This window comes from Rhodococcus sp. C26F, assembly GCF_053345925.1.
Map to the genome: position 1 here is coordinate 25,901 of NZ_JBKFBA010000030.1, position 22,598 is coordinate 48,498.

General features: G+C 68.1%; 18 protein-coding genes and 1 pseudogene. 14 read left to right on the top strand and 5 right to left on the bottom strand.

All coding sequences use genetic code 11. The features are described from left to right. Positions 1–44: 44 nt before the first annotated feature. Positions 45–1,262 carry an FAD-dependent monooxygenase gene (locus tag ACLBYD_RS22970; protein ID WP_271038711.1) on the bottom strand — a complete coding sequence of 406 codons (1,218 nt, stop codon included), beginning with the start codon at positions 1,260–1,262 and terminating at the stop codon, positions 45–47. A 314-nt stretch (positions 1,263–1,576) separates the two neighbouring features. Between ACLBYD_RS22970 and ACLBYD_RS22975 the strand changes: the two genes are divergently transcribed. From ACLBYD_RS22975 to ACLBYD_RS23010, 8 genes and pseudogenes are all read left to right on the top strand, one after another. Continuing rightward, positions 1,577–2,761: an acyl-CoA dehydrogenase family protein gene (locus ACLBYD_RS22975; RefSeq protein WP_016690978.1), complete on the top strand. Its 1,185-nt coding sequence runs from the start codon at positions 1,577–1,579 to the stop codon at positions 2,759–2,761. 22 nt (positions 2,762–2,783) lie between these two features. Next, positions 2,784–3,459 (top strand): annotated as a pseudogene (locus ACLBYD_RS22980) (MmgE/PrpD family protein); the annotation flags it as partial. Between the two features lie 216 nt (positions 3,460–3,675). Beyond that, on the top strand, positions 3,676–4,203 hold the full coding sequence (locus ACLBYD_RS22985; RefSeq protein ID WP_447818315.1) for a hypothetical protein: 528 nt from the start codon (positions 3,676–3,678) through the stop codon (positions 4,201–4,203). After that, positions 4,200–5,366, top strand: a complete 1,167-nt coding sequence (locus ACLBYD_RS22990) for a citramalate synthase (protein ID WP_447818281.1) — start codon at positions 4,200–4,202, stop codon at positions 5,364–5,366. The genes ACLBYD_RS22985 and ACLBYD_RS22990 overlap by 4 nt, the downstream gene beginning before the upstream one ends. After that, entirely contained in the window at positions 5,363–6,598 is a 1,236-nt protein-coding gene (locus ACLBYD_RS22995) for a CaiB/BaiF CoA transferase family protein (RefSeq protein ID WP_447818282.1), read from the top strand. Before ACLBYD_RS22990 ends, ACLBYD_RS22995 begins: the two co-directional genes overlap by 4 nt. 26 nt (positions 6,599–6,624) lie before the next feature. Next, entirely contained in the window at positions 6,625–7,449 is an 825-nt protein-coding gene (locus ACLBYD_RS23000) for an enoyl-CoA hydratase/isomerase family protein (RefSeq protein WP_016690982.1), read from the top strand. A 34-nt stretch (positions 7,450–7,483) separates the two neighbouring features. Next, the gene (locus tag ACLBYD_RS23005) at positions 7,484–8,941 is read left to right on the top strand and encodes a benzaldehyde dehydrogenase (protein ID WP_447818283.1); all 1,458 of its coding nucleotides are present in this window, start codon (positions 7,484–7,486) and stop codon (positions 8,939–8,941) included. Positions 8,942–9,038: 97 nt separating this feature from the next. Continuing rightward, positions 9,039–9,794, top strand: coding sequence for an IclR family transcriptional regulator (locus ACLBYD_RS23010; protein WP_447818284.1), 756 nt, complete (start codon positions 9,039–9,041; stop codon positions 9,792–9,794). An 89-nt stretch (positions 9,795–9,883) separates the two neighbouring features. On the opposite strand, the gene ACLBYD_RS23015 is transcribed toward ACLBYD_RS23010, so the two are convergent. After that, a complete protein-coding gene (locus ACLBYD_RS23015; protein WP_447818285.1) occupies positions 9,884–10,801 on the bottom strand; it encodes a LysR family transcriptional regulator in 918 nt (305 codons plus the stop codon). A 140-nt stretch (positions 10,802–10,941) separates the two neighbouring features. On the opposite strand from ACLBYD_RS23015, the gene mdlC reads away from it, so the two are divergent. From mdlC to ACLBYD_RS23035, 4 genes are read left to right on the top strand one after another with little or no spacing between them, the layout of a single operon-like run. Next, complete coding sequence (gene mdlC / locus ACLBYD_RS23020; RefSeq protein ID WP_447818286.1) at positions 10,942–12,522, top strand: benzoylformate decarboxylase; 1,581 nt, start codon at positions 10,942–10,944, stop codon at positions 12,520–12,522. Positions 12,523–12,561: 39 nt separating this feature from the next. Further along, positions 12,562–13,683, top strand: a complete 1,122-nt coding sequence (locus ACLBYD_RS23025) for an ABC transporter ATP-binding protein (RefSeq protein WP_271038718.1) — start codon at positions 12,562–12,564, stop codon at positions 13,681–13,683. Further along, positions 13,680–15,488, top strand: coding sequence for an ABC transporter permease (locus ACLBYD_RS23030; protein WP_447818287.1), 1,809 nt, complete (start codon positions 13,680–13,682; stop codon positions 15,486–15,488). Before ACLBYD_RS23025 ends, ACLBYD_RS23030 begins: the two co-directional genes overlap by 4 nt. A gap of 31 nt (positions 15,489–15,519) precedes the next feature. Then, positions 15,520–16,617, top strand: coding sequence for an ABC transporter substrate-binding protein (locus tag ACLBYD_RS23035; protein WP_447818288.1), 1,098 nt, complete (start codon positions 15,520–15,522; stop codon positions 16,615–16,617). Positions 16,618–16,698: 81 nt separating this feature from the next. Here the strand turns inward: ACLBYD_RS23035 and ACLBYD_RS23040 are convergent, their stop codons facing one another. Beyond that, the gene (locus ACLBYD_RS23040) at positions 16,699–17,580 is read right to left on the bottom strand and encodes a LysR family transcriptional regulator ArgP (RefSeq protein WP_447818289.1); all 882 of its coding nucleotides are present in this window, start codon (positions 17,578–17,580) and stop codon (positions 16,699–16,701) included. Between the two features lie 72 nt (positions 17,581–17,652). Here ACLBYD_RS23040 and ACLBYD_RS23045 point away from each other — a divergent pair, with 72 nt between their 5' ends. Further along, positions 17,653–18,255, top strand: coding sequence for a LysE/ArgO family amino acid transporter (locus tag ACLBYD_RS23045; RefSeq protein WP_016690991.1), 603 nt, complete (start codon positions 17,653–17,655; stop codon positions 18,253–18,255). A 5-nt stretch (positions 18,256–18,260) separates the two neighbouring features. Here ACLBYD_RS23045 and ACLBYD_RS23050 read toward each other — a convergent pair whose 3' ends face one another. Continuing rightward, positions 18,261–19,127, bottom strand: a complete 867-nt coding sequence (locus tag ACLBYD_RS23050) for a cation diffusion facilitator family transporter (RefSeq protein ID WP_229568230.1) — start codon at positions 19,125–19,127, stop codon at positions 18,261–18,263. A gap of 36 nt (positions 19,128–19,163) precedes the next feature. Beyond that, positions 19,164–19,583 (bottom strand): pyridoxamine 5'-phosphate oxidase family protein, encoded by a 420-nt coding sequence (locus tag ACLBYD_RS23055; protein ID WP_447818290.1) that lies wholly within the window; start codon positions 19,581–19,583, stop codon positions 19,164–19,166. Positions 19,584–19,731: 148 nt separating this feature from the next. On the opposite strand from ACLBYD_RS23055, the gene ACLBYD_RS23060 reads away from it, so the two are divergent. Further along, positions 19,732–22,473 (top strand): calcium-translocating P-type ATPase, PMCA-type, encoded by a 2,742-nt coding sequence (locus tag ACLBYD_RS23060; RefSeq protein WP_447818291.1) that lies wholly within the window; start codon positions 19,732–19,734, stop codon positions 22,471–22,473. Positions 22,474–22,598: the final 125 nt, after the last annotated feature.

The window sequence follows — 22,598 nt, forward strand, 5'->3', positions numbered from 1 at the left end:
CCGTCGCCGGCCGGGTGGACNCGTCCGGCCGGCGACGATGCAGGTCAGTACGGGTAGTTGCGGGTGTCGCCGGCCACCGACAGCGGCATGAACATCCAGTCGAGGTTCTCGTAGTCGGTGGGGTTGTGGTCCTTGAAGGAGTAGTTGCGCAGCGCGCGGCCGACCCCGTCGATGTGGAACAGTTCGCCGGCGACCCGGGCGAGGCGCTGGATGTTGCCGGTGTGCGGCACCCGTCGTGCCTCGAAGGTCTTGAATGCGGCCTCGACGTTCGGCTCGGTCACGAGCGCATCGACCATCGCGAGCGAGTCGTCCAGTGACTGGGCGCCACCCTGGGCGAGGTACTGGAGCATCGGGTGGGCGGCGTCGCCGATGAGGCTCACCGCGCCCGAGGTCCAGGTGGTGACCGGCTCCCGGTCGTACATCGGCCAGCGGATCTCGCGGTTGAGGTACTTCCCGGCCTCACGGACCTTGTCGCAGCACAGGCCGAAGCGGGCGTCGAGCTCCTCCTCGGTTCCCCAGTTCTCGTGGTCGGGGGAGTAGAAATCCGAGCGGAAGACGGCGACGTTGTTGTAGAGCTTGCCGCCGCGCAGGGGGTACTGGATCAGGTGCATGTGCGGGCCCAGCCAGCACAGCACCATCGGGGTCTCCACGGCGTCGGCCGGCACCATCTCGATCGGCACGGTGCCGCGGTAGGCGACGTACTCGGAGGGGACGGGCTCGTCCTCGACGATCAGCGGGCGGATCGACGAGCGCAGTCCGTCGGCGCCGACCACGGCGTCGGCGACGTACTCGGTGCCGTCGGCGCAGACCACCTTCGCGCGGCCGTCGGGCAGGTTCTCGGCGCGGAGGACCTCGCGGTTCGTCTCCAGGGTGACGAGATCGCTCGCGCGGCAGCCTTCGAGGAGCGCGCCGTGCAGGTCGGCCCGGTGCGTGACGACGTAGGGGTAGCCGTAGTGTTCGACGAACTCCGGTCCGAGATCGACGGTGCCGATCTCCTCGCCCGTCACGGCGTCCATGTAGCGCTTCTTCTGCGGGAGGACGGCGTCCTTCATGATCGCGTCCATCACGCCGAGGCTGTCGAGGACGGCCATGGCGTTCGGGGCCAGCTGGATGCCGGCGCCGACCTCGCCGAACTCGGGGGCGCGCTCGATCACGTGCGCCGGGCGGCCCTTGCGGGCGAGGCCGAGGGCCGTGGCCAGGCCTGCGATGCCGCCGCCGACGATGAGCAGGGGGACGTCGATGATTTCTGCCGAGGTGCTCATAGGGCAACCTTTCCGGTGATCACAGAGATGTTCTGTATCGAGGAATTCGATTCTGCATGACAGATTAGATTTGCAGGAATGGCTGGTCAACTCTCGACCGCTCGATTCCTGCGATTCCGAAAACGATCTATCACTGAGTGACAGTCGGCGTTGTTCGGCCGCTCCGGACGGCCCTACTCTCACGGCTACCGTCCGTCGGGAGTTCCCGACCACCGATTTCCACGAACCATTTCACTGGGTGATAGATGGGCTTCTGCGTCGCCTGGACGTCGGATTGGCTGTCATCACACCCACGACATGCAGGAGAGGTCGCCGTGACCGCAATCGAATCGTCCGCCTTCAGTCTCACGGAAGAACAGCGAGCCATCCGTAGCGCCATCGACGAGCTGTGCGAGCCGTTCGACAACGACTACTGGCGTGCCTGCGACGCCGCCGGTGAGTACCCGGAGAAGTTCGTCGACACGCTCTACGAGACCGGCTGGATGGGCATGCTCGTCCCCGAGGAGTACGGCGGAGGCGGAGCCGACATCCGCGATGCCGCAGTCGTTCTCGAGCAGCTCGAACGCAACGGCTGCCACGCCGGTGCAGCACGCGCCGGCATGTACACCATGGGCGCCCTGCTCCGTCACGGCAACGACGAACAGAAGCAGCGCTTCCTGCCGAAGATCGCCTCCGGCGAACTGCGTCTGCAGTCCTTCGGCATCACCGAGCCCGATGCCGGCTCCGACACCACTCGCATCCGCACCTTCGCCCAGCGCGAGGGCGACGAGTACGTCGTCAACGGCAACAAGATCTTCATCTCCCGCATCCAGCACTCCGACCTGCTGCTGCTGCTCACCCGCACCAAGAAGCGCGAGGACGCCTCCAAGCCGTCCGACGGGTTCACCGTGCTGCTCGTCGACCTGCGCAAGGCGATCGAGGACGGCACCATCCGGGCCACCCCGATCAAGACCATGGTCAACCACGAGACCAACGAGCTCGCCATCGAGAACCTGCGCGTGCCGGTCGAGAACCGGATCGGCGAGGAGCACAAGGGCTTCAAGGTCATCCTGTCCGGCATGAACTCCGAGCGCATCATCGTCACCTCGGAGTACATCGGTGCCGGTTTCCACCTCATCGACCGCGCCGTCCAGTACGCCAACGAGCGGCACGTCTTCGGCCGTCCGATCGGCATGAACCAGGGCGTCCAGTTCCCCATCGCCCAGGCCTACGCGAACCTGCAGGCCGCCTCGCTCATGCGCTGGCGCGCCGCCGAGATGTACGCCGCCGGCGAGAACCCTCGTTTCGAGGTCAACGGCGCGAAACTGCTCGCCTCGCAGGCACTCTGGCAGGCAGCACAGGCCGCCTTCGACACCTTCGGCGGATACGCCGCGGCCGAGGAGTACGGCATCGAGCGCAAGTGGCGCGAGGCCCGCCTCCCCTCCACCGCGCCGATCTCCAACAACATCGTCCTCGCCGGCATCGCGCACGCCACGCTCGGCCTGCCGAAGTCGTACTAGGAGAAGCACGATGGGTGCACCCATGCCGCTGCGGACCGACACCGACGGACTGACGTCGGCGCTGGCCGCCTTCGCCGCGGGCGACGAGATCGCCCGCGACGAGCACGAGGAACTTCTCGGCCGCATCCTGGTCGACACCGTCGGCTCGGCTCTCGCCTCCGCGCACGAGCCCGCCGAACGGATCCTGCAGAACTGGGCCGCGGCCGAGGGAACCTCGGGCCGGGCAACGGTATGGACGACGGGCCGCACAGCGAGCGCTGCCACCGCAGCGCTGCTCAACGGCACCGCCGGGCACCAGCTCGACTACGACGACATCTCGCCGAGCATGCCCATCCACCCCAGCACGGTGATCGTTCCCGCGCTGCTCGCCGTCGCCGANGCGCGGGGCCGACACCCGCCGGCTGGTGCAGGCGTACGACGTCGGTGCCGCCGTCTTCCGCGCGGTGGCGGACCTGCTCCCGCAGCACGTCCACTACGCCCGAGGCTGGCACACCACCTCCACGGTGGGCCGGCTCGCCGCGGTCGCGGCTGTCGCGCGCCTGGTGGAGATGTCGTCCGAGCATGCGGCGCACGCCCTGGGCATCGTGGCCTCGATGGCTGCGGGTTCGCGTCCCAATTTCGGTTCGATGACCAAGCCGCTGCACGCCGGTCTCGCCGCCCGTGACGCCGTCACTGCCGTCGATCTCGCTGAGGCGGGCTTCACCGCCAACCCGCGCGAGCTCGAAGCGGATGCCGGATTCTTCGACCGTTACGGCGATCCCGAACTGGCACCGCTCGGCGATCCGGACGAGACCCTCGCCGAACGCCTCGAGTACTGGCTGGACGCGTGGCCCACCGACTGGGGTATCAAGCGGTATCCCGCCTGCTACGGCACACATCGCAGCATCGACGCGAGCCTGGCACTGCGTGAGCGCATCGCCGGCGCCCCGATCCGCGAGGTGCGGATCACCGTGCACCCGAGGGGGACCCGTGCGCTCGTGGCGCTCCCGCCGGCCTCGGCCACGGCCGCGAAGTTCAGCGCGGAGTACGCCGTCTCGGTCGCACTGCAGCGCGGAGCCGTCGTCCTGGCCGACTTCACCGAGGACGCGTTCGCCGAACCCGAGACCATTCGCCTGATGAACGCGGTGAGCATCACCGAGAGCGCCGAGCCTCCCGCCGGCGCACCGACCTTCTCGGGCGGGTACTCGGTGGTCGAGGTGGTCACGCAGGACGGTGCGCGACACACCGAACGCGTCGACATCACCCGCGGCGACGGACGCAACCCACTGAGCGACGAGGAACTACGAGACAAGTTCGACGACTGCTGCGCCACCGGCGGACTCACCGCCGAGGCGGCATCGACCCTGCACACCGCGCTCGTCGCATCGGCGCGCGGCGGAGCCCTGCAGCAGGTCGCCGCGGCCCTGGCACCGGAATACCGTACGGAAGGACGACTGGCATGACCGCCCCACAGCGCTCGCACCCGCGGGTGGAGATCATCGAGGAAGGCATGCGCGAAGGCATGCAGATCGAGAGTGCGCACATCCCGGTCGAGGACAAGATCCGGCTGCTGGACGCACTCTCGGCCACGGGCCTGAAGACCATCGTGGTCGGCTCGTTCGTCTCACCCAAGTGGGTGCCGCAGATGGCGGAGATCGAGAAGATCGTCGAGGGATTCACCCCGGTCGAGGGAGTGCGCTACACAGCCCTGGCGCTCAACCAGAAGGGTGTCGAGCGGCGCGCGTCGTTCGCACCGAAGATCACCCCGCCGGACCCGCGCGTCGGACAGTCCAAGATCCACCTCGACGACGTCTTCGTCCAGCGCAACACCGCACGGTCGATGCAGGACGAGATCGACGCGCTCGACGGTGTCATCGCCCGCGCCGTCGAACGCGGTGCGCAGGAGGCCCAGGTCTCCGTCAACGCGTGCTGGGGATCGAACTGGACCGGTGAGATCGGCGAGGACCGCCGCATGGAGATCCTGCAGCTGCAGATCGACAAGTGGACCGCCGCGGGCGTTCCCGTCACGCGCGTCCACCTCGGTGATCCGATGAGCTGGAACACCCCCGCCGCCATGTGTTCCCAGATCCGCCGGATTCTCGCGACCTGGCCGGAGATCTGGCACTTCCAGGTGCACCTGCACAATGCGCGCGGTATGGCGCCGCTGAGCGCCTACGCCGCCTTCTGCGAACTCGACGAGCGCCACACCCTCGTCGTCGACACCGCCATCGGCGGACTCGGCGGGTGCCCCTACTGCGGCAACGGCCGGCTCACCCGCATGATCCCCACCGAGGACTTCGTGCACTTCCTCGAGAGCGAAGGCATCGATACCGGTGTCGATCTCGCGGCTCTCATCGAGGCCGTCGTGCTCGCCGAGGAGATCGTCGGGCACGAACTGTGGGGTCACGTCTCGAAGGCGGGTCCGCGACCCTACGGCAGCGACGTCTACGCGATGGACATGCCGTTCATCGAAACCTTCGAACAGGCACAGCATTTCCGGCTCGGACCGCAGGTCTACGAGGGTGCGCTCTCGCCCTGGAAGACCGAGATCCGCTCGGCCGCCCGCGACGACTTCGAACGCACGCTGCTCACCGGTGCGTCGTCCCGAACAGGAGATTCCGCATGAGCACTCCCATCCAGGAGCCCACGCCCGGTTCCCTCACCGGCCTGCGGGTGATCGAGATCAGCACCTCGGTCGCCGCGCCGTTCGGCGGGCAGATCCTCGGGGATCTCGGTGCCGAGGTCATCAAGATCGAGCGACAGGCCGGGGACGACACCCGCAAGTGGGCCCCGCCCGCATGGAACGGCGAGTCGATCGCGTTCATGTCGTTCAACCGCAACAAGAAGTCCGTCGTGCTGGACTACAAGACCGACGAGGGCAAGAAGATTCTCGTCGACCTGCTGCGCGACGCCGACGTGCTCGTCCAGAACCTGCGCCCCGGTGCGCTCGCCAAGGCGGGCTTCACGTGGGAGTACCTGCACGAACTCAACCCGCGGCTGATCTACTGCGAGATGTCCGGCTACGGCCACACCGGCCCCCGCGCCATGCAGCCCGCCTACGACCCGCTGCTGCAGGCATTTTCGGGCATCGTGTCGATGACCGGTGAGGACGGCGGCGAACCCGCCCGCGTGCCCGTCTCGCTGCTCGACATGGGCACCGGCATGTGGATGGCGATGTCGGTGCTCGAGGCGCTGCGCCGCCGCGACATGACGGGCAACGGCTGCCACGTGCAGAACTCGCTGCTGCAGACGGCACTGACCTGGATCACCTCGCCGCTCATCGGGATCGCCGCCGGCAACCCCGCCCCGCGTCGCCTGGGCTCCGGCTTCCGCGGCGTGGTGCCCTACGGCGCCTTCCCGACCGCCGACGGCCACATCTTCATCTCGGCCGGCAACGACGACATCTTCCGTCGCCTGCTGGGCGCCATCGACGCGCAGGACCTGGGGGAGCGCGAAGGCTTCACCAGCAACCCCGTACGCGTCGAGAACCGCAAGCTCGTCCAGGACGTCCTCGGCGAGCGCACCTCGCAGTTCACCCTCGACGAACTGCTCGTCCGGCTGAAGGCCGCCAACGTGCCGCACTCGCCGGTGAACACGGTCGACATGGTGTACCGCGACGAGCAGGTCAAGGCGACCGGCATGCTGCAGCCGCTGCCGCATCCTGTCGTCGAGGATCTCGAGGTCGTCAACCTCCCGGTCACCTTCGACGGGCAGTACCCGCCGCTGACCAAGTGCCCGCCCGCCCTCGGTGAGGACACCGTCGAGGTACTCGAGGCGCTCGGACGCAGCGAGGACGAGATCCGCGCACTGATCGCCGACGGTGTGGTGCGAACCGCCACCGAGCAGGCCCCGGCCTGACGAGACCGCGAAAGGAACGAAAGAGCATGACCACCACCGAAGTCGGTTCCGTCGACAACGCCGAGCCGGATTACTCCGACGAGGTCCTCTACGAGGTGCGCGGAAACGCCGCGTGGATCACGATCAACCGCCCGCATCGCCGCAACGCGATGGCGCGTCGCACCGTCAACCAGCTCACCGAGGCGTTCGTCGAGGCAGGGGAGGACCCGGACGTCTTCGCCGTCGTCATCACCGGTGCCGGGGACAAGGCGTTCTGCGCCGGCGGCGACATGAAGGAGATGGACGACATCGCCCGCTCGGGACGTCAGGTCCACGTCCCGATGACCGGCCTGTACCGGGCGCTGTTCGAGGTGATGCTCGAGACGTACAAGCCCGTCATCGCCGCGATCAACGGCCACGCCATCGCAGGTGGTTGCGAGATCGTGCTCTCCAGCGACGTCCGCATCGCCGTCGAGGGCGCCACGATCGGCCTGACCGAGGCGCGCCGCGGCATGGGCGCCAACCTCGGTTCGGTGCTGCTCCCGCGTCTGGTGCCCCGCGCCGTCGCGATGGACCTGCTCTACACCGCGCGGACCATCCCGGTCGAGGAGGCCAAGGAGATGGGCCTGATCAACCGCGTCGTCCCGCGCGAGGACTTCGAGGCCGAGGTCCAGAAGTACGTCGACGACATCCTCGCGAATTCGCCGGTGACGCTGCGCCGCTACAAGGAGATGGCCACCAAGAGCTGGGGTCTGCCGCTGCCGAGCGCTCTGCGCCTGAACGTCGGCCCCAATCCCTACCTGAGCGAGGACCGCGTCGAAGGTGTCCGCGCCTTCCTCGAGAAGCGCGCACCCGTGTGGAAGAACCGCTGACCGACCCGACGCCGCGGCGCCTGCAAGGAGCATGATGAACCTTCTCGATCCCGGCCGCTGGGCCGGCAACATCCACAACGGTGGCTGGATCCCCGGATCGGCGGGCGACCAGCCGACGCTCGAGGCCGCCACCGGCACGGAGCTCGGCCGGATCGGTGTCGCCGACGCCGACCAGGTCCGGGCTGCGGCGACCGCCGCAGCCCGTGCGCAGGGGGCGTGGGCCGCGACGAAGCCTGCCGACCGGGCTGCCGTGCTGCGCCGCGCCGGCGACCTGTTCGCCGAGCACGCCGGGGAGATCGAGGAGTGGCTGGTCCGCGAGTCGGGTGGCACCCGGCTCAAGGCCGGCCGGGAGCTCGCTGCAGCGCGTGCGGAATGCTATGAGGCGGCCGGTCTTCCGACACATCCGTCGGGAGAGGTGCTGGCCACCGACAGCGACCGCTGGTCGTTCTCGCGCCGCCGTCCCGCGGGTGTGGTGTCGGTGATCGCTCCGTTCAACTTCCCGCTGACGCTGTCGATCCGTTCCGTCGCACCGGCGCTCGCGCTCGGCAACAGCGTGCTGCTCAAGCCCGATCCGCGTACGTCCGTGAGCGGCGGTGTGGTGCTCGCGCGGATTTTCGAGGAGGCCGGTCTCCCCGAGGGTGTGCTCCACGTGCTCACCGGTGGCGCCGACGTCGGGGAGGCCGTGGTCTCCGCACCGGAGGTCGCCGTCATCTCGTTCACCGGTTCCACCGCGGCCGGACGCCGGGTCGGGGAGGCCGCATCGCGCCTGCTCAAGCGGGCCCACCTCGAGCTCGGGGGCAACAACGCGCTGGTCGTGCTGCCCGGTGCGGACCTCGACCGCGCCGCCTCCGCCGGGGCCTTCGGATCGTTCCTGCACCAGGGCCAGATCTGCATGGCGACCGGCCGCCACATCGTCCACCGCGACATCTACGACGAGTACGTGGCGAAACTGGCCGCGAAGGCCGACGCGCTGCGGGTCGGCGATCCGTTCACCGACGACGTCGACCTGGGCCCGATCATCGACGAGCGACAGCTGAAGTCGATCGACGCGATCGTGCGCGACGCGGTGGACGCCGGCGCCCGGGTGTGTGCCGGTGGCACCAACGACGGCCAGTACTACCGGCCCACCGTGCTCGCGGACCTCGACCTGTCGATGCGTGCGTGGACGGACGAGATCTTCGGGCCGGTCGCCCCGGTGGTGCCGTTCGACGACCTCGACGAGGCCGCCGCCCTGGTGAACGCGAGCGAGTACGGACTGTCGGTCGGCATCCTCGGCGAGGTGGGTCTCGCGATGCAGCTCGCCGATCGCATCGACTGCGGCAAGCTGCACATCAACGAGCAGACCGTCGGCGACGAAGCGTACGCACCGATGGGCGGAACCGGTGCGTCGGGAACGGGATCCCGATTCGGCGGTCCGGCGGCGAACTTCGAGGCCTTCACCGAAACCCAGTGGGTCACAGTGAGGTCGGAGATCGCTCCGTATCCGTTCTGAGAACGATCGACGGTGCGCGACACGGCTGTCCGGGACGGTGCGTGCGGGATGTGATTCGATGTTGTCGTACACATCCCGCACCACCCCAGGACGAGCCATGAGCAACAACGACGACGGCAAGCGGTCGGTCCTGGGTCGTGCCTTCGATATCCTCGACTGCTTCGCCGGGGGCGCCGAGATGACGGTCGCGGGGATCTGCGAGCGCACGGGGCTCCCGCCGGCCACGGTGCATCGGATGCTCGCGGCGCTGGTGCGGTGGGAGGGCGTCGAACGCCTGTCCCACGGCCGCTACCGTCTCGGACGGCGGATCTGGAGCCTGGGAATCGGTGCGCCGCAGGTGCGTCGCCTGCGGGAGCTCGCGCAGCCCTATCTCGTCGACCTGCACGTCGCCACGCGCGGCACCGTCTACCTGGGTGTGCGGGACGGATCGGACGGGATCTTCTCCGACCGCATCACCCGCGTCAAACCCACCGCCAATTCCTCCCGGGCGACCCGCAGACTTCCGTTGCACCGCACCGGAGGTGGGCGCGTCCTGCTCGCCTACAGTCCCGAGGCCTGGGACGAGCTCGTCGCCGATGCGGCGTCGGATCCGGAGATGGCGGCACGTATCCCGGAACTGCGCGCGCAGCTCGCGGAGATCCGCCGCACGGGTGTGGGGATCACCCGCAACGACGGCCTGCCCGGCCGCACTTCCGTCGCGGCTGCCGTGCTCGATTCGCAGGGCGCCATCGTCGCCAGCGTGACGGTGGCCTTCCCCGAGTCCCGGATTCCGCAACCCCAGCAGATCGTGCCGCGTGTGATCGCCACGGCGCGTGCGATTTCCCGCGATCTCGCGGCGACCGGCGAGTTCTGACCTGTGACCTGCGGGCGGCAGTAACCGCTACCGTCCCGGTCATCCGCTGCGGCATTGCGGTAGCGGATGACGAACAGGCGAGCGGAGGGCTACGCCGGGTCGAGTGTCGAACCGTCGCCGAGGATCTCGACGACGAGCTCGCGCAGCCAGTCGATCTCGAGGGACGGCAGGTCGCGCCGGATCGTGTACAGCGACACCACCGATTCCGGGACCTCGAAGGGCAGTTCGTACAGGCCGACCTCACCGAGACGGGCGGAGCGTTCGGCGTAGACGCGCGGCGCGAAACCCAGATAGGTGGTCGAGGCCAGCACGCCGGCGATGCCGGTGAAGCTCGGGAGGGTCACCGCGACGTCGCGGTGGATCCCGAGTTCCCGGATACGCAGATCCACTGCGGTATGTCCGGTTTCGACCGCGACCGACACGTGCCGTTCCGCCTCGAACTCCGTGAGACTCGGTGTCTGTCCGATGCGCGGATGGTCGGGTCGGCGCACCCCGATGTACGGCTGCGTGAACAGCGGCGTGCGGTCGAGATCCTGCCCGTTCAGTACCGGTGTGCACACCACCGCGTCGGCGTCCCCGAGTCGTAGCGCCTCGCCCGCGTGCGAGAGGGCGAGGGGAACCACGTCGACGCTCGCGAGGGGTGCCCGAACGGACAGGGCGGTCATGATTTTCGGCAGAAGTCCCGTAACACCCACATCGGACAGCACCAACCGGAAGGTCCGGGTCGTGGCGGCCGGGTCGAACGCCTCGGCGGCGTTCATGACGGCGTCGAGACGCTCGAGCACCTCTCGCAGGCGGGGGTAGAGTTCGTCGGCCAGTCGTGTGGGTACGAGTTGCTGGTGGCGGCGGACGAACAATTCGTCGCCGAATCGCTTGCGCAGCTTGCCCAGTGCGTAACTCACGGTCGGCTGGGCCACGAAGAGGTTCTCGGCCGCGAGCGTGACGCTTCTGGTCTTGTAGACGGACACGAACACCCGCAGCATACCGAGGTCGTAGTTGTTCGCCATTCGGTTGACTATAGATGCATTGAATAATGCGATCGGCAGAATCTATTGGATCTATGTGACCGCCCTAACATAGTGTGCTGGCAAGTGGTCGTCCCGACCCTACGAATTCTCTTCTCGTCCTGTTGTAAGGGGACCTCTGCATGCCCACGATTCGCGAAGTGACCTTCGAGCTGCTGCGCCGGCACGGTATGACCACGGTCTTCGGCAACCCCGGCTCGAACGAACTTCTGTTCCTCAAGGATTTCCCCGAGGACTTCGAGTACGTCCTCGGTCTCCACGAGGGCGCCGTGGTGGCGATGGCGGACGGTTACGCGCAGGCGAGCGGACAGCCGGTCTTCGTGAACCTGCACGCCGCCGCCGGCACCGGCAACGGCATGGGTGTGCTCACCAACTCGGTGTACTCGCACTCGCCGCTGGTGATCACCGCGGGACAGCAGGTGCGCGACACCATCGGCCAGGAGGTCATGCTGGCCAACGTCGATGCCGCGAGCCTGACCCGCCCGCTCACCAAGTGGAGCGCCGAACCGACCTGCCCCGAGGACGTGCCCCGCACCATCAGCCAGGCCGTCCACATGGCGACCCTGCCCGCCCCCGGCCCGGTCTACGTCTCGGTGCCCTACGACGACTGGGAGCACGAGGCCCCGGCCAACACCTCCTATCTGGCCGAACGGCGCGTCACCACGACGACCGAACCGTCCGAGGCGATGACGGCCGAACTGCTCGCCGCCCTCGACGGTGCCGTCCGTCCCGCCCTGGTCCTCGGACCGGACGTCGACGCGGAGCGAGCGAACGGCTTCGCGGTGCAGCTCGCGGAATCGCTCGGAGCCGCGGTGTGGATCGCGCCGTCGCCGTCGCGGTGCCCCTTCCCCAACACCCACCCGCTGTTCCGCGGGGTGCTGCCCGCCAACGTCATGTCCATCCACGAGGCACTGGCCGACCACGACGTGGTGCTCGTCGCCGGTGCCCCGGTCTTCCGCTACCACCACTACCGTCCGGGTCCCTTCCTGGCGGAGGGCACCCGCGTGCTGCACCTGTCCGAGGACACCGGCGAGGTCGCCCGTGCGCCCTTCGGCGAGGCCTACCTCGCGCCGGTCGGCGCGACGCTGCGCATCCTCGCCGAGCGGGTCCGCCGCCGCGACCTTCCGGCCGAGCCGGCACGGGAGGCGTTCGCACGCGGAGCCGATCGCACCGAGGCCATGCACCCCGACACGGTGTTCGCCACCATCGCCGAGATCGCTCCCCGCGACGTGGTCTACGTCAACGAATCGACCTCCACGGCGGACGCCTTCTGGCGGCACGCACAACTCGTCGAACCGGGTTCGTTCTACTCGCCGGCCTCCGGCGGCCTGGGCTTCGGCCTGCCCGCCGCCGTCGGCGTCCAGCTCGCCCATCCGGAGCGTCGCGTGGTCGCGACCATCGGTGACGGATCCGCCAACTTCGGGATCACCGCACTGTGGACCGCGGCCCGCCGCGACGTGCCGGTGGTGTTCGTCATCCTCAACAACGGCACGTACGGTGCGCTGCGCCGGTTCACCCGCGCTCTGGACACCGGCGACACCCCGGGACTCGACGTGCCCGACATCGACTTCGTCAAGATCGCGGAAGGCTACGGCGTGAAGGGCGAACGGGTCACCGGTGCCGAGGAACTGAAGGCGGCCCTGCACCGAGCCTTCGAAGGCACCTCCCCGGTGCTGATCGAAGCCGTCACGTACTTCGAGTAGGACCCGACACCCGCCGGAAAGACAACCTGAGGAACCACTATGAAGATCACGATCGAGAACCTGCAGCTCCGCTACGGGAAGTTCACGGCCATCGAGAACCTCAACCTCGAGATCGACGAGGGCGAATCGGTTGTGCTCCTCGGCAAGTCGGGTTGCGGCAAGACCAGCACCATGCGGTGCATCGCCGGCCTCGAGGAACCCACCGCCGGTCGCATCACCATCGGCGACACGGTCGTCTTCGACGCGGCGAAGGGCATCAACCTGCCGCCCAACAAGCGCAACGTCGGCATGGTCTTCCAGTCGTACGCGGTGTGGCCGCACATGACCGTCTTCCAGAACGTCGCCTACTCGCTGAAGCTGCAGAAGCTCCCTGCGGCGGAGATCAAGTCGCGTGTCGCGGAGGTGCTCGAGCTCGTCGGTCTGTCGGACTTCGCGCAGCGTGGCGCGAGCCTGCTCTCCGGTGGGCAGATGCAGCGTGTGGCACTCGCCCGCTCGCTCGTGATGCGCCCCTCGGTGCTCATGCTCGACGAGCCGCTGTCGAACCTCGACGCCCGCCTGCGCGACCGCCTGCGGGTGGAGCTGCGTGAGATCCAGCTGAGCCTGGGCCTGACCACGGTCTACGTCACGCACGACCAGCAGGAGGCATTCGCACTCGCCGACCGCATCGCGCTCATGCAGGGCGGACGGATCGTGCAGATCGGCGGCCCCACCGCCATCTACAACGAGCCGGCAAGCGCGTCGATCGCGCACTTCCTCGGTGTGTCCAACATCTTCGACTGCACCGCCACCGTCGGCGCCGACGGTTACGTCACGGCCGTTCGCGACGGGGGAGAGGTGATCCGCACCGAGCAGCGCGGCCTCGCCGCCGCCGACGACTTCAAGGCGTGCATCCGGTCCGAGGACCTGGTGCTGTCGACTGTGTCCGGCGGTGGCACCAACGAGTTCTCGGGTCGCGTCGCCGTCACGAGCTTCCAGGGCTCGAGCGTCCGCTACGCCGTCACCCTCGACAACGGGGGTGAGCTCGACATCTTCGCCCCGACGAAGGGTGCCGAGCGCTTCGAGATCGGCGATCGCGTGTTCGCTTCGGTCTCTCCGGAGAACGTCCAGGTCCTGCCGGCCGATGTGGCACGACAGGCACGACTGCAGGAGGTCGCGGCATGACCCAGCTGGCCACACCCCCCGAAACACGTCCGGTCGACGACCTCGAGCCGGAGGCCCCGGTATCGGCGCCGTTGTGGCGCAGGGGAATCCTCCGCAAGAACGGCGCGGCACTTGTGGTCCTCGCCGTCCTGGCCGTCCTGGTGATCATGCCGATGATCCTGGTGCTCGTGGCCGCGATCGCCACCGAGGTGCCGCGGCCGGGCAACAGCGGTCTCGGTGCCCTCACACTCGACAACCTCAAGGTGCTCACGAGTCCCGACGCCGTCAAGGGTCTGGTGAACTCCCTCATGCTCGGCCTCGGGGCGACGGTCATCGCGCTCGTGATCGGTGCGTCGCTCGCCTTCATCTGTGCTCGCACCGATGCGCCCTGGCGCCGGTTCATCTTCTTCATCGGAATGGCGCCGGTGTTCGTGCCGGCTCTCGTCGGTGCGCTCGCCTGGTCGCTGCTCGCTTCTCCCAGTGCCGGATTCGTCAACATCCTCCTTGCCGACCTGGGCCTGGGTATGACGATCAACATCTACAGCATCCCCGGCCTGATCTTCGTTCTCGGCCTGTTCTACGCGCCGTACGTGTTCATGCTCGTGCACAGTTCGCTGTCGATGATGAACGCCGACCTCGAAGAGGCCTCGACCGTGCACGGCGCCTCCCTGAAGACGATGTTCCGGACGGTGACCCTGCCGCTCGCCATGCCGGCCCTGCTCGGTTCGGGCATCCTCGTCTTCGCGCTGAGCATGGAGAACTTCCCGGTCGCGGCGGTGCTCGGTAACCCCGCGGGGATCGAGACCCTGCCCACCTACATCTTCCGGCTCATGGGTGCGGCCCCGGCCCAGGCGAACGCCGCCGCCGGTATCGCCATCCTGCTCACGCTCGGCCTGGTCTTCGTCACCATGGGCCAGCAGTGGATCGTCAACCGCCGCAAGTTCACGACGATGACCGGCAAGGGTGCCCGTCCCCGTCAGGTGCCGCTGCGCGGCTGGCGTTGGCCGGCAACGATCTTCGCGCTCGTGTACTTCCTGCTCGCGATCGCACTGCCGATGGGCGCGCTCTTCCTCGCCGCCACCCAGGACTCGCCGTACCTGTACAGCATGTCCCAGATGTTCCAGGGCGGAACGTCGTTCGACAACATCGTGGAGGTGGCCTCGGCGGCCGACTTCCAGAAGGCGCTCGTGAACTCGGTGGTCGTGGCCGTCGTCGCCGCCTTCGCCGGTACGACGATCAGCTTCTCCGCCTCGTACATCCGCTACCGGACCAAGAGCCGCCTCGGCGCCCTGCTCGAGCAGATCGCCACCGCACCGCTCGCCATCCCGTCGATCGTGCTCGGCATGGGCATCCTCTGGACCTGGCTCAGCCTGCCGATCCCGATCTACGGCACGTTGATCATCCTCGCCGTCGCCTGTGTCGCCGTGGCGCTGCCGCAGGGCTACCGCTCGATCTCGTCGTCGATGCTGCAGCTGCACAGCGACCTCGAGGACAGTGCCGTGATGCTCGGCGCCCGCCGGTCGCGCGCCATCGTCAACGTCACCGTGCCGCTGATGCGCGTCGGTATCGTGTCGACCTTCCTGCTCCTGCTCATGCTGGCGATGCGCGAACTGTCGGCTTCGCTGTTCCTGTTCACCTCCGACACCCGGATCCTGTCGATCCTGGTCTTCGACAACTTCGAGAACGGGCAGACGGCGGTCGCGGCCTCCATCAGTGTGCTGTTCGTCCTGGTGATCGCCGTGCTGGCCGTTCTCGCCCAGCTCGCCGGCAACCGGGAGAAGAAACAGCTCGCCGAAGCGTCGGACTCCGGAACCAATTCGCTCTGACCGGACTTTTCGAGAAACGAAGGGCCTCACCATGAAAACGCGCAAAGTAGCGCTCACCGCTCTGTCGGTCGTCCTCGCCACGACACTCGCGGCGTGCGGTGGCGGAGATTCCGACGGCGTCACCTCCCAGGCCGAGGTCGACACCTCGGCGGGCCTGGTCATCGACGGCGAGACGATCGCCGACAAGGAGACCTACGAGGTAGCGAAGTCGCAGACGCTGAGTCTGTACTCGAGCTACCAGGAATCCAATGAGCAGGCCTTCATCGAGGCGTTCACCCGCGACACCGGCATCAAGGTCGACCTGATGCGCCTCGTCCCGGCCCGTCTGGCCGAGCGCGTGCTCTCCGAGCAGGGTGCAGGCCGTCTGAACGCCGACGTGATCCGCACCTCCGACTACGACATCGTCGACAGCTTCACCGATGCCGGCGTGTGGAACCCGTACGTCGTGCCCGGCACCGAGGAGCTCGAGGAGGTCGTGATCCAGGACGGCAACTTCTCCCGGGTCACCAACGTGGTGCAGACCTTCGGTTACAACACCCGCGCCGTCACCGAGGAGGAGGCGCCCACCTCGTGGGCCGACCTGCTCGACGAGAAGTGGCGCGGCAAGATCGGCATCTCGCAGGGCGCGACGGGCGGTTCCAACGTCGCACTCAACTGGTTCGTCGAGGAGAAGCTCGAGGACGGCTACTGGGAGAAGCTCGCGGCACTGCAGCCGACGATCTACGACGGTGCCGGTCAGAAGCTGACCGCCTTCGCCCGCGGTGAGGTGCCGGTCGCGACCACCGGTTCGGCGTCGGTGAACGTCACCGCCACCGAGGACAAGGCGCCCATCGACTTCGTCGTGCCCGAGGAAGGCTTCGTGACCTTCGACTACTACCTGGGCAGGACCGCCACCGCCAAGAACGCGGAAGCGGCCGAGGTGTTCATGAACTACAACTTCTCGAAGCGCGGCCAGGAGCTGTTCACCGAGCTGGGCGACTACAGCGTGCGACCCGACGTCGCACCGCCGACCGCGCTCGGCCGTGAACTCCCGCCGCTCGACTCCGACAAGGTCTGGCGCATGCCGCTGACCGAGGTGGGGCGTCAGGCCGAGTACTCGCAGCACTGGGCAGAGGCGTTCAACTACTGATCCGCATCACGACGAGAGCGGCCCGAACCGGAGCGATCCGATTCGGGCCGCTCCCGTTTCGGAAGGTCGGGTTCCGGGAGGTCAGTGCAGCACTTCGCGCGCGGTGCGACGGACCGCACCGGTCAGCGCGTCGAGCACGGGGGAGTCCAGCCGCCACCGCTGCCAGTACAGCGGCACGGCGATCGGGTCGTCCGGGGCCAGGCTCACGAGATCGGTCGTGTCGGCGACCATCGCGTCGGGGAGCATGGCCCAGCCCAACCCCAGCCGCGCGGCCTCGACGAATTCGAGGGCGCCCGGAACGTAGTTGCGCGGCGGATTCAGCCGCCGCCGGGTCCGCTTGCGGACGAAGCGATCCTGCATGTCGTCCTTGCGGTCGAAGGTGAGCATCGGGGCCTCCCGCAGTTCGGTGGGGGTCATGCCCTCGGGGAACCAGCGTTCGGCGAAGTCCACGCTCGCCATCGCGTGATAGCCCATGGCGCCGAGCTTCTCGGACGTGCAGCCCTGCACGGGTTCGGGGACGGAGGTGACCGCTGCCATGGCGGTGCCGTCGCGCAACAGATCCGTGGAGTGGAACTCGTCCTCGCGGTGCAGTTCGAACAGGGCTCGGTAGCGCACGGGCATCCGGGCCAGGGCGCGCAGCATCCAGGTGGACATCGAGTCGGCGTTGACGACGAGCGGGATGGTGGCGTAGCTCCCGGTGTCGGCGCCGAGGCCGAGTTCCTCGGAGGCGTCCTGCTCCAGCCGCGCGACCTGCCGGGCGAGTCGCATCACCACTTCGCCGGCCGCCGTCGCGCTCACGGGCCGGGTCCGTCGCAACAGCACCTGACCGACGTGTTGTTCGAGCGACTTGATGCGTTGACTCACCGCGGACGGTGTGACGCGAAGAACAGCCGCCGCACCCTCGAAAGTGCCCTCGTCCAATACCGTTGCAAAAGTGCGAAGTTGAGCGAAGTCCAGGTCCATATTAAGAAACTCTAATGTAGGTACAGCAAAATCAACTGTTCTTATCTCGACAGGATTCCTAGCGTCGATGCCATGTCACTCGTCGTCGCCGGATTCGTCACAGGTCTGTCCCTCATCGTCGCCATCGGTGCGCAGAACGCCTTCGTCCTGCGCATGGCCATCGCGCGACGATTCGTGCTGCCTGTGATCGCGATCTGCGTGATCTCCGACGCCGTGCTCATCACCGCGGGCATCGCCGGGATTGCGACGATCCTCGACCGCGCACCCGGAGCGATCGACGTGATCCGTTGGGCGGGTGCCGCTTTCCTCATCTGCTACGGACTCTTCGCGGCACGTCGCGCGCTGAAGCCGTCCGCGCTGTCCGCCGCCCCGGGCGGTGCCGTCACCATCGGCGCGGCTCTGCTGACCTGCCTGGCGCTGACCTGGCTCAACCCGCACACCTATCTCGACACCGTGCTGATGCTCGGTTCGGTGGCCAACCACTACGGCAACCCCGGCCGGTGGTGGTTCGGTGCCGGGGCGATCACCGCGAGCGTCGTGTGGTTCGCCGCCCTCGGGTACGGGGCCCGCTATCTGCGCGCCTGGTTCGCCAAGCCGTCCTCGTGGCGCATCCTCGACGGTGGCGTCGCGGTGCTGATGCTCGGCCTCGGTGCCGGACTCGTCGCCTCGGCCTGATCACCTCACCTGCGTCCCGTGGGGGTGCGGTCCGGCTCGAGATGGCTGAACACCACGACGCCGGGCAGCGCCTCGCCGAGATCGGCCTCGATGCGGTCGAGCAGGTCGTGCCCGGCCCGCACCGTCCAGTCGCCCGGCACCCGCACGACGAGGTAGACGAAGCGCTGACGTCCCGACTCGCGGGTGCGCGGCGGCAGGATCGTCACCACCCCCGGTTCCCGGTAGCGGTCGAGGACGGCGTTCACCGCCGTCACGTCCTCCGGGGGAAGAACCGCGTCGAGCATGCCGACGACCGCCTGCCGCACGAGCCCGAAACCGATCCGCAGGATGTTCAGGGCGACGAGGATTGCCACGATCGGGTCGAGCACGTCCCACCCGGACAGCGCGACCAGCGCGACGCCGACGAGCACGCCCGCCGACGTCCACACGTCCGTCAGCAGGTGTTTCCCGTCGGCGACCAGCGTGATCGACCGGTGTGCCCGACCCTGCCGGATGAGCAGCAGACCGACCACGAGATTGAGCGCCGACGATCCGGCCGACAGGACGAGACCGAGTCCGACCTCGGTCACCGGCTGCGGTGAGATCAGGCGCTCGACCGAGGTCCACAGAATCACCGTCGCGGCGGCGAAGACCATGGTGCCCTCGACCGCGGCGGAGAGGTACTCGGCCTTCCCGTGCCCGAAATCGTGGTTCGCATCGGCCGGCTTCGCGGCGAGACGTAGCGCCGCGAGACCGACGAGCGCCGCGACGAGGTTGACCCCGGATTCGAGCGCGTCCGACAACAGACCCACGGATCCGGTGATCCACGCCGCCGATGCCTTCAGCAGCATCGTCGCGAGCGCGGTCGCCACCGACAGCAGCATGAACCGCATCAACAGGCGGTGCTGCTGCGCAGAGGGCGCCACCGGTCAGCGCTTGACGAGCTTGAGCTGCATCCCGGTGAGGTCGGTGGCCGTCAACGCGACGTAGTCGTATTTCGGGGTGGGAACCCACGGCGACAGTCCGAGGGCGTCGATCCGCGCCGCGTCGTCGAAGCTCCGCAGGATCCGGGCGTGTCCGTGCAGCACGACGCTCCATGCGGAGTCCTCGCGGATCTCGTCCACCTCGAAGGCCACCTGCGGGTGCACCGCCAGTTCGGAGAGCTTGCTGCCCTCACCGCTGCGGAAGTACACCGTGCGATCGTCGGTGACGTAGTTGACGGGATAGATCTCCGGTCGCCCGCCCACGACGGTGACGAGGCGGCCCACCTTGCCCGTCGCGAGCAGGTCCCAGCACTGGTCCTCGTCGAGCGGGACGACAGGATCATCGGTGTTCGGGTTGTCGCTCATCGCGTTCACTCCTCCGGTTCCGCTGCCGTATCCAGCACATCACGAACCGGCTTCCGGCGCAGTGGAACGCTCCGCCGGTTACGGTGAAACCGGCCGTCAGGACCGTGTTCGCCCGATCCGCCGAGAGCAGCCCGAACGAGGAGTGCCGATGTCCGCACAGGCTCCCGCGACCACCTCGAGTTGGCACACCCGCGCCGCGACCGACGTCGCCGAGGCGTTCGAGGTCGATCCGCAACGAGGACTGAGCGCGGACGAGGTCGGACGACGGCGCGGCGAATACGGCCCGAACCTGCTCGACGAGGCGAAGAAGGTACCGACCTGGCGGCGCGTGCTGTCGCTGCTCGTCGACAGGATGACGCTCGTTCTGGTCGTCGCGGCGGTGGTCAGCGCCACCGTCTCCCGTGAGTGGGAGACCCCCGTCGTCATCTTCGCGGTGATCGCGCTCAACACCGTGCTGAACTACGTGCAGGAATCCCGGGCCGAGAGCAGCCTCGCGGCACTGAAGAACATGTCGGTCTCCACCAGCCGGGTGCTGCGCGACGGTCGCGGGACGGAGGTGCCCCGCGCCGAACTCGTCCCCGGCGACGTGGTGCTCCTCGAGGCCGGCGACACCGTCCCGGCCGACGGCCGACTCGTCACCGCCGTCCGGCTGCAGGTCGCCGAGGCCGCCCTCACCGGTGAATCCCAGCCCGTCGACAAACAGGTCCACGTCGTCGACGATCCCGACGCACCCCTCGGCGACCGCACCGACATGCTGTTCATGAACACCGAGGTCACACGCGGTCGTGCCGCGATGATCGTCACGGGCACGGGCATGCGCACCGAGATGGGAGCCATCGCAACCCTTCTCGGATCGGCCGGTGTCGAACAGACACCGCTGCAGCGGCGCATCGGCCAGCTCGCCCAGGCCCTGACGATCATCGCGATCGTGACGGTGACGCTCGTGTTCGTCCTCGGCCTGCTACGGGGACAGACCTGGTCGGATCTCATCGTCACCGCGGTGTCGCTGGCGGTCGCGACGATCCCCGAAGGGCTCACGGCCGTCGTCGCCTTCACCCTCGCGATGGGCGCCTCGCGCCTCGCGGCCCGCGGCGCGATCGTCAAACGGCTCGCCGCGGTCGAGACGCTCGGCAGCACCACCCACATCTGCACCGACAAGACCGGCACCCTCACCCTCAACGAGATGACGGTGCAGCGACTGCTCGTCGCGGGTCGTGCCTTCCGCGTCACCGGCACCGGGTACGGAACCGACGGCAAGATCCTCGTCGGCGACGGTCTGCCCGCACCGGACTTCACGGACGCACTGCTCGGGATGGGCCTGTGCAACGACGCGACCGTCCGCAACGGAGTGCTGGTCGGCGATCCCACCGAGGGCGCCCTCGTGGTGCTCGCCGAGAAGGGCGGTATCGACGTCGAGGGTGCGCGGGCCGCGCTGAACCGTATCGCGGAGGTGCCGTTCGACTCGGATTACAAGTACATGGCCACCTTCCACACGCTGCCGAACGGCGGGTACCGCTGTTTCGTGAAGGGCGCACCGGGTGTGCTCCTCGACCGGGCCACGACGATCGCCGGCCCCGACGGGCCGATCCCGCTCGGCGACGACGGTCGCTCAAGGATCCACCGGGCGGTGGAGGCGCTCGCATCGGAAGGGCTGCGGACCCTCATGATCGCCGGTCGCGACCTCGACGCCGTTCCCCGCGGTGACACCGATGCCCTGCAGGAGAAGGTGGCCGACCTGACGATCCACGCGATCGTCGGCATCGTCGACCCGCCGCGGACCGAAGCCGAGGATGCGATCGCCGTCGCCCACGAGGCGGGCATCTCGGTGCACATGATCACCGGCGACCATCTGGTGACGGCCTCCGCGATCGCCGAGGAACTCGGAATCCGCGGGTCGGCTGCCTCCGGTTCCGATCTCGACAAACTCACCGACGACGAACTGCGGCAGAAAGCAAAGGAATTCGGTGTCCTCGCGCGCGTGGCGCCCGAACACAAGATCAGGTTCGTCGAAGCGCTGCAGGCCGACGGGCAGATCGTCGCGATGACGGGTGACGGCGTCAACGACGCTCCCGCGCTCGAACAATCCGACATCGGTGTGGCCATGGGCATCACGGGCACCGACGTCTCCAAGGGCGCCGCGGACATGATCCTCACCGACGACAACTTCGCGACCATCGTCGCCGCCGTCGCCGAGGGACGCGGAATCTACGACAACATCATCAAATTCGTGAAGTTCCAGCTCACCACGGCGTGGGGCTTCGTCCTGATCTTCCTGACGGCCGGTGTGCTCGGACTCGCGGGTGGGGCGCCCTTCAGCGCACTGCAGATCCTGTGGGTGAACATCATCATGGACGGACCGCCGGCGCTCGCCCTCGGTGTCGACCCGACCGCCCCCGACGCGATGCGACGACGACCGCGGCCCGCGAACGAGGCCCTGCTCGAACGCTCCCGGGTGCAGCGCATCCTCGGCCTCGGCATCGTGATGACGGTGGGCACGATCGCTGTGCTGCACTCCGGCCCGGAACTGTTCCCCGACAGCGCATCCGACCCACTCTTCGCCACCACCCTCGCGTTCACGACGTTCGTCTTCTACCAGGTGTTCAACCTGTTCAACGTGCGCTCGGATCTCGGATCGGTGTTCTCGGCACAGACGTTCACCAACCACACCATCTGGATCGCGATCATCGCCGTCGTCGTCCTGCAGATCTGCGTCGTGCAACTCGGCGCCCTGCAGGGATTCATGGACACCACCTCGCTCACCTCCGAACAGTGGCTGCTCGCGGTCGCCGTCGGCTCGTCGGTGCTGTGGGTGGACGAGATCGGCAAGTTCGTCGCCAGGAGGATCGAGGCGCGTAGGGCCGAGCAGGCGGATACGACCTTCCTCACCTGACGATCGGGAGATGGCGGAACTCACGTCGACACGGGGAGAAGTGCGAGGCCGGACTGCCCCAGAATGGAGGCTGCCCCCGCGTCGCTCCCCGAGCGCGCCCGCGTCCCGGCCCGCACGACCTCCGG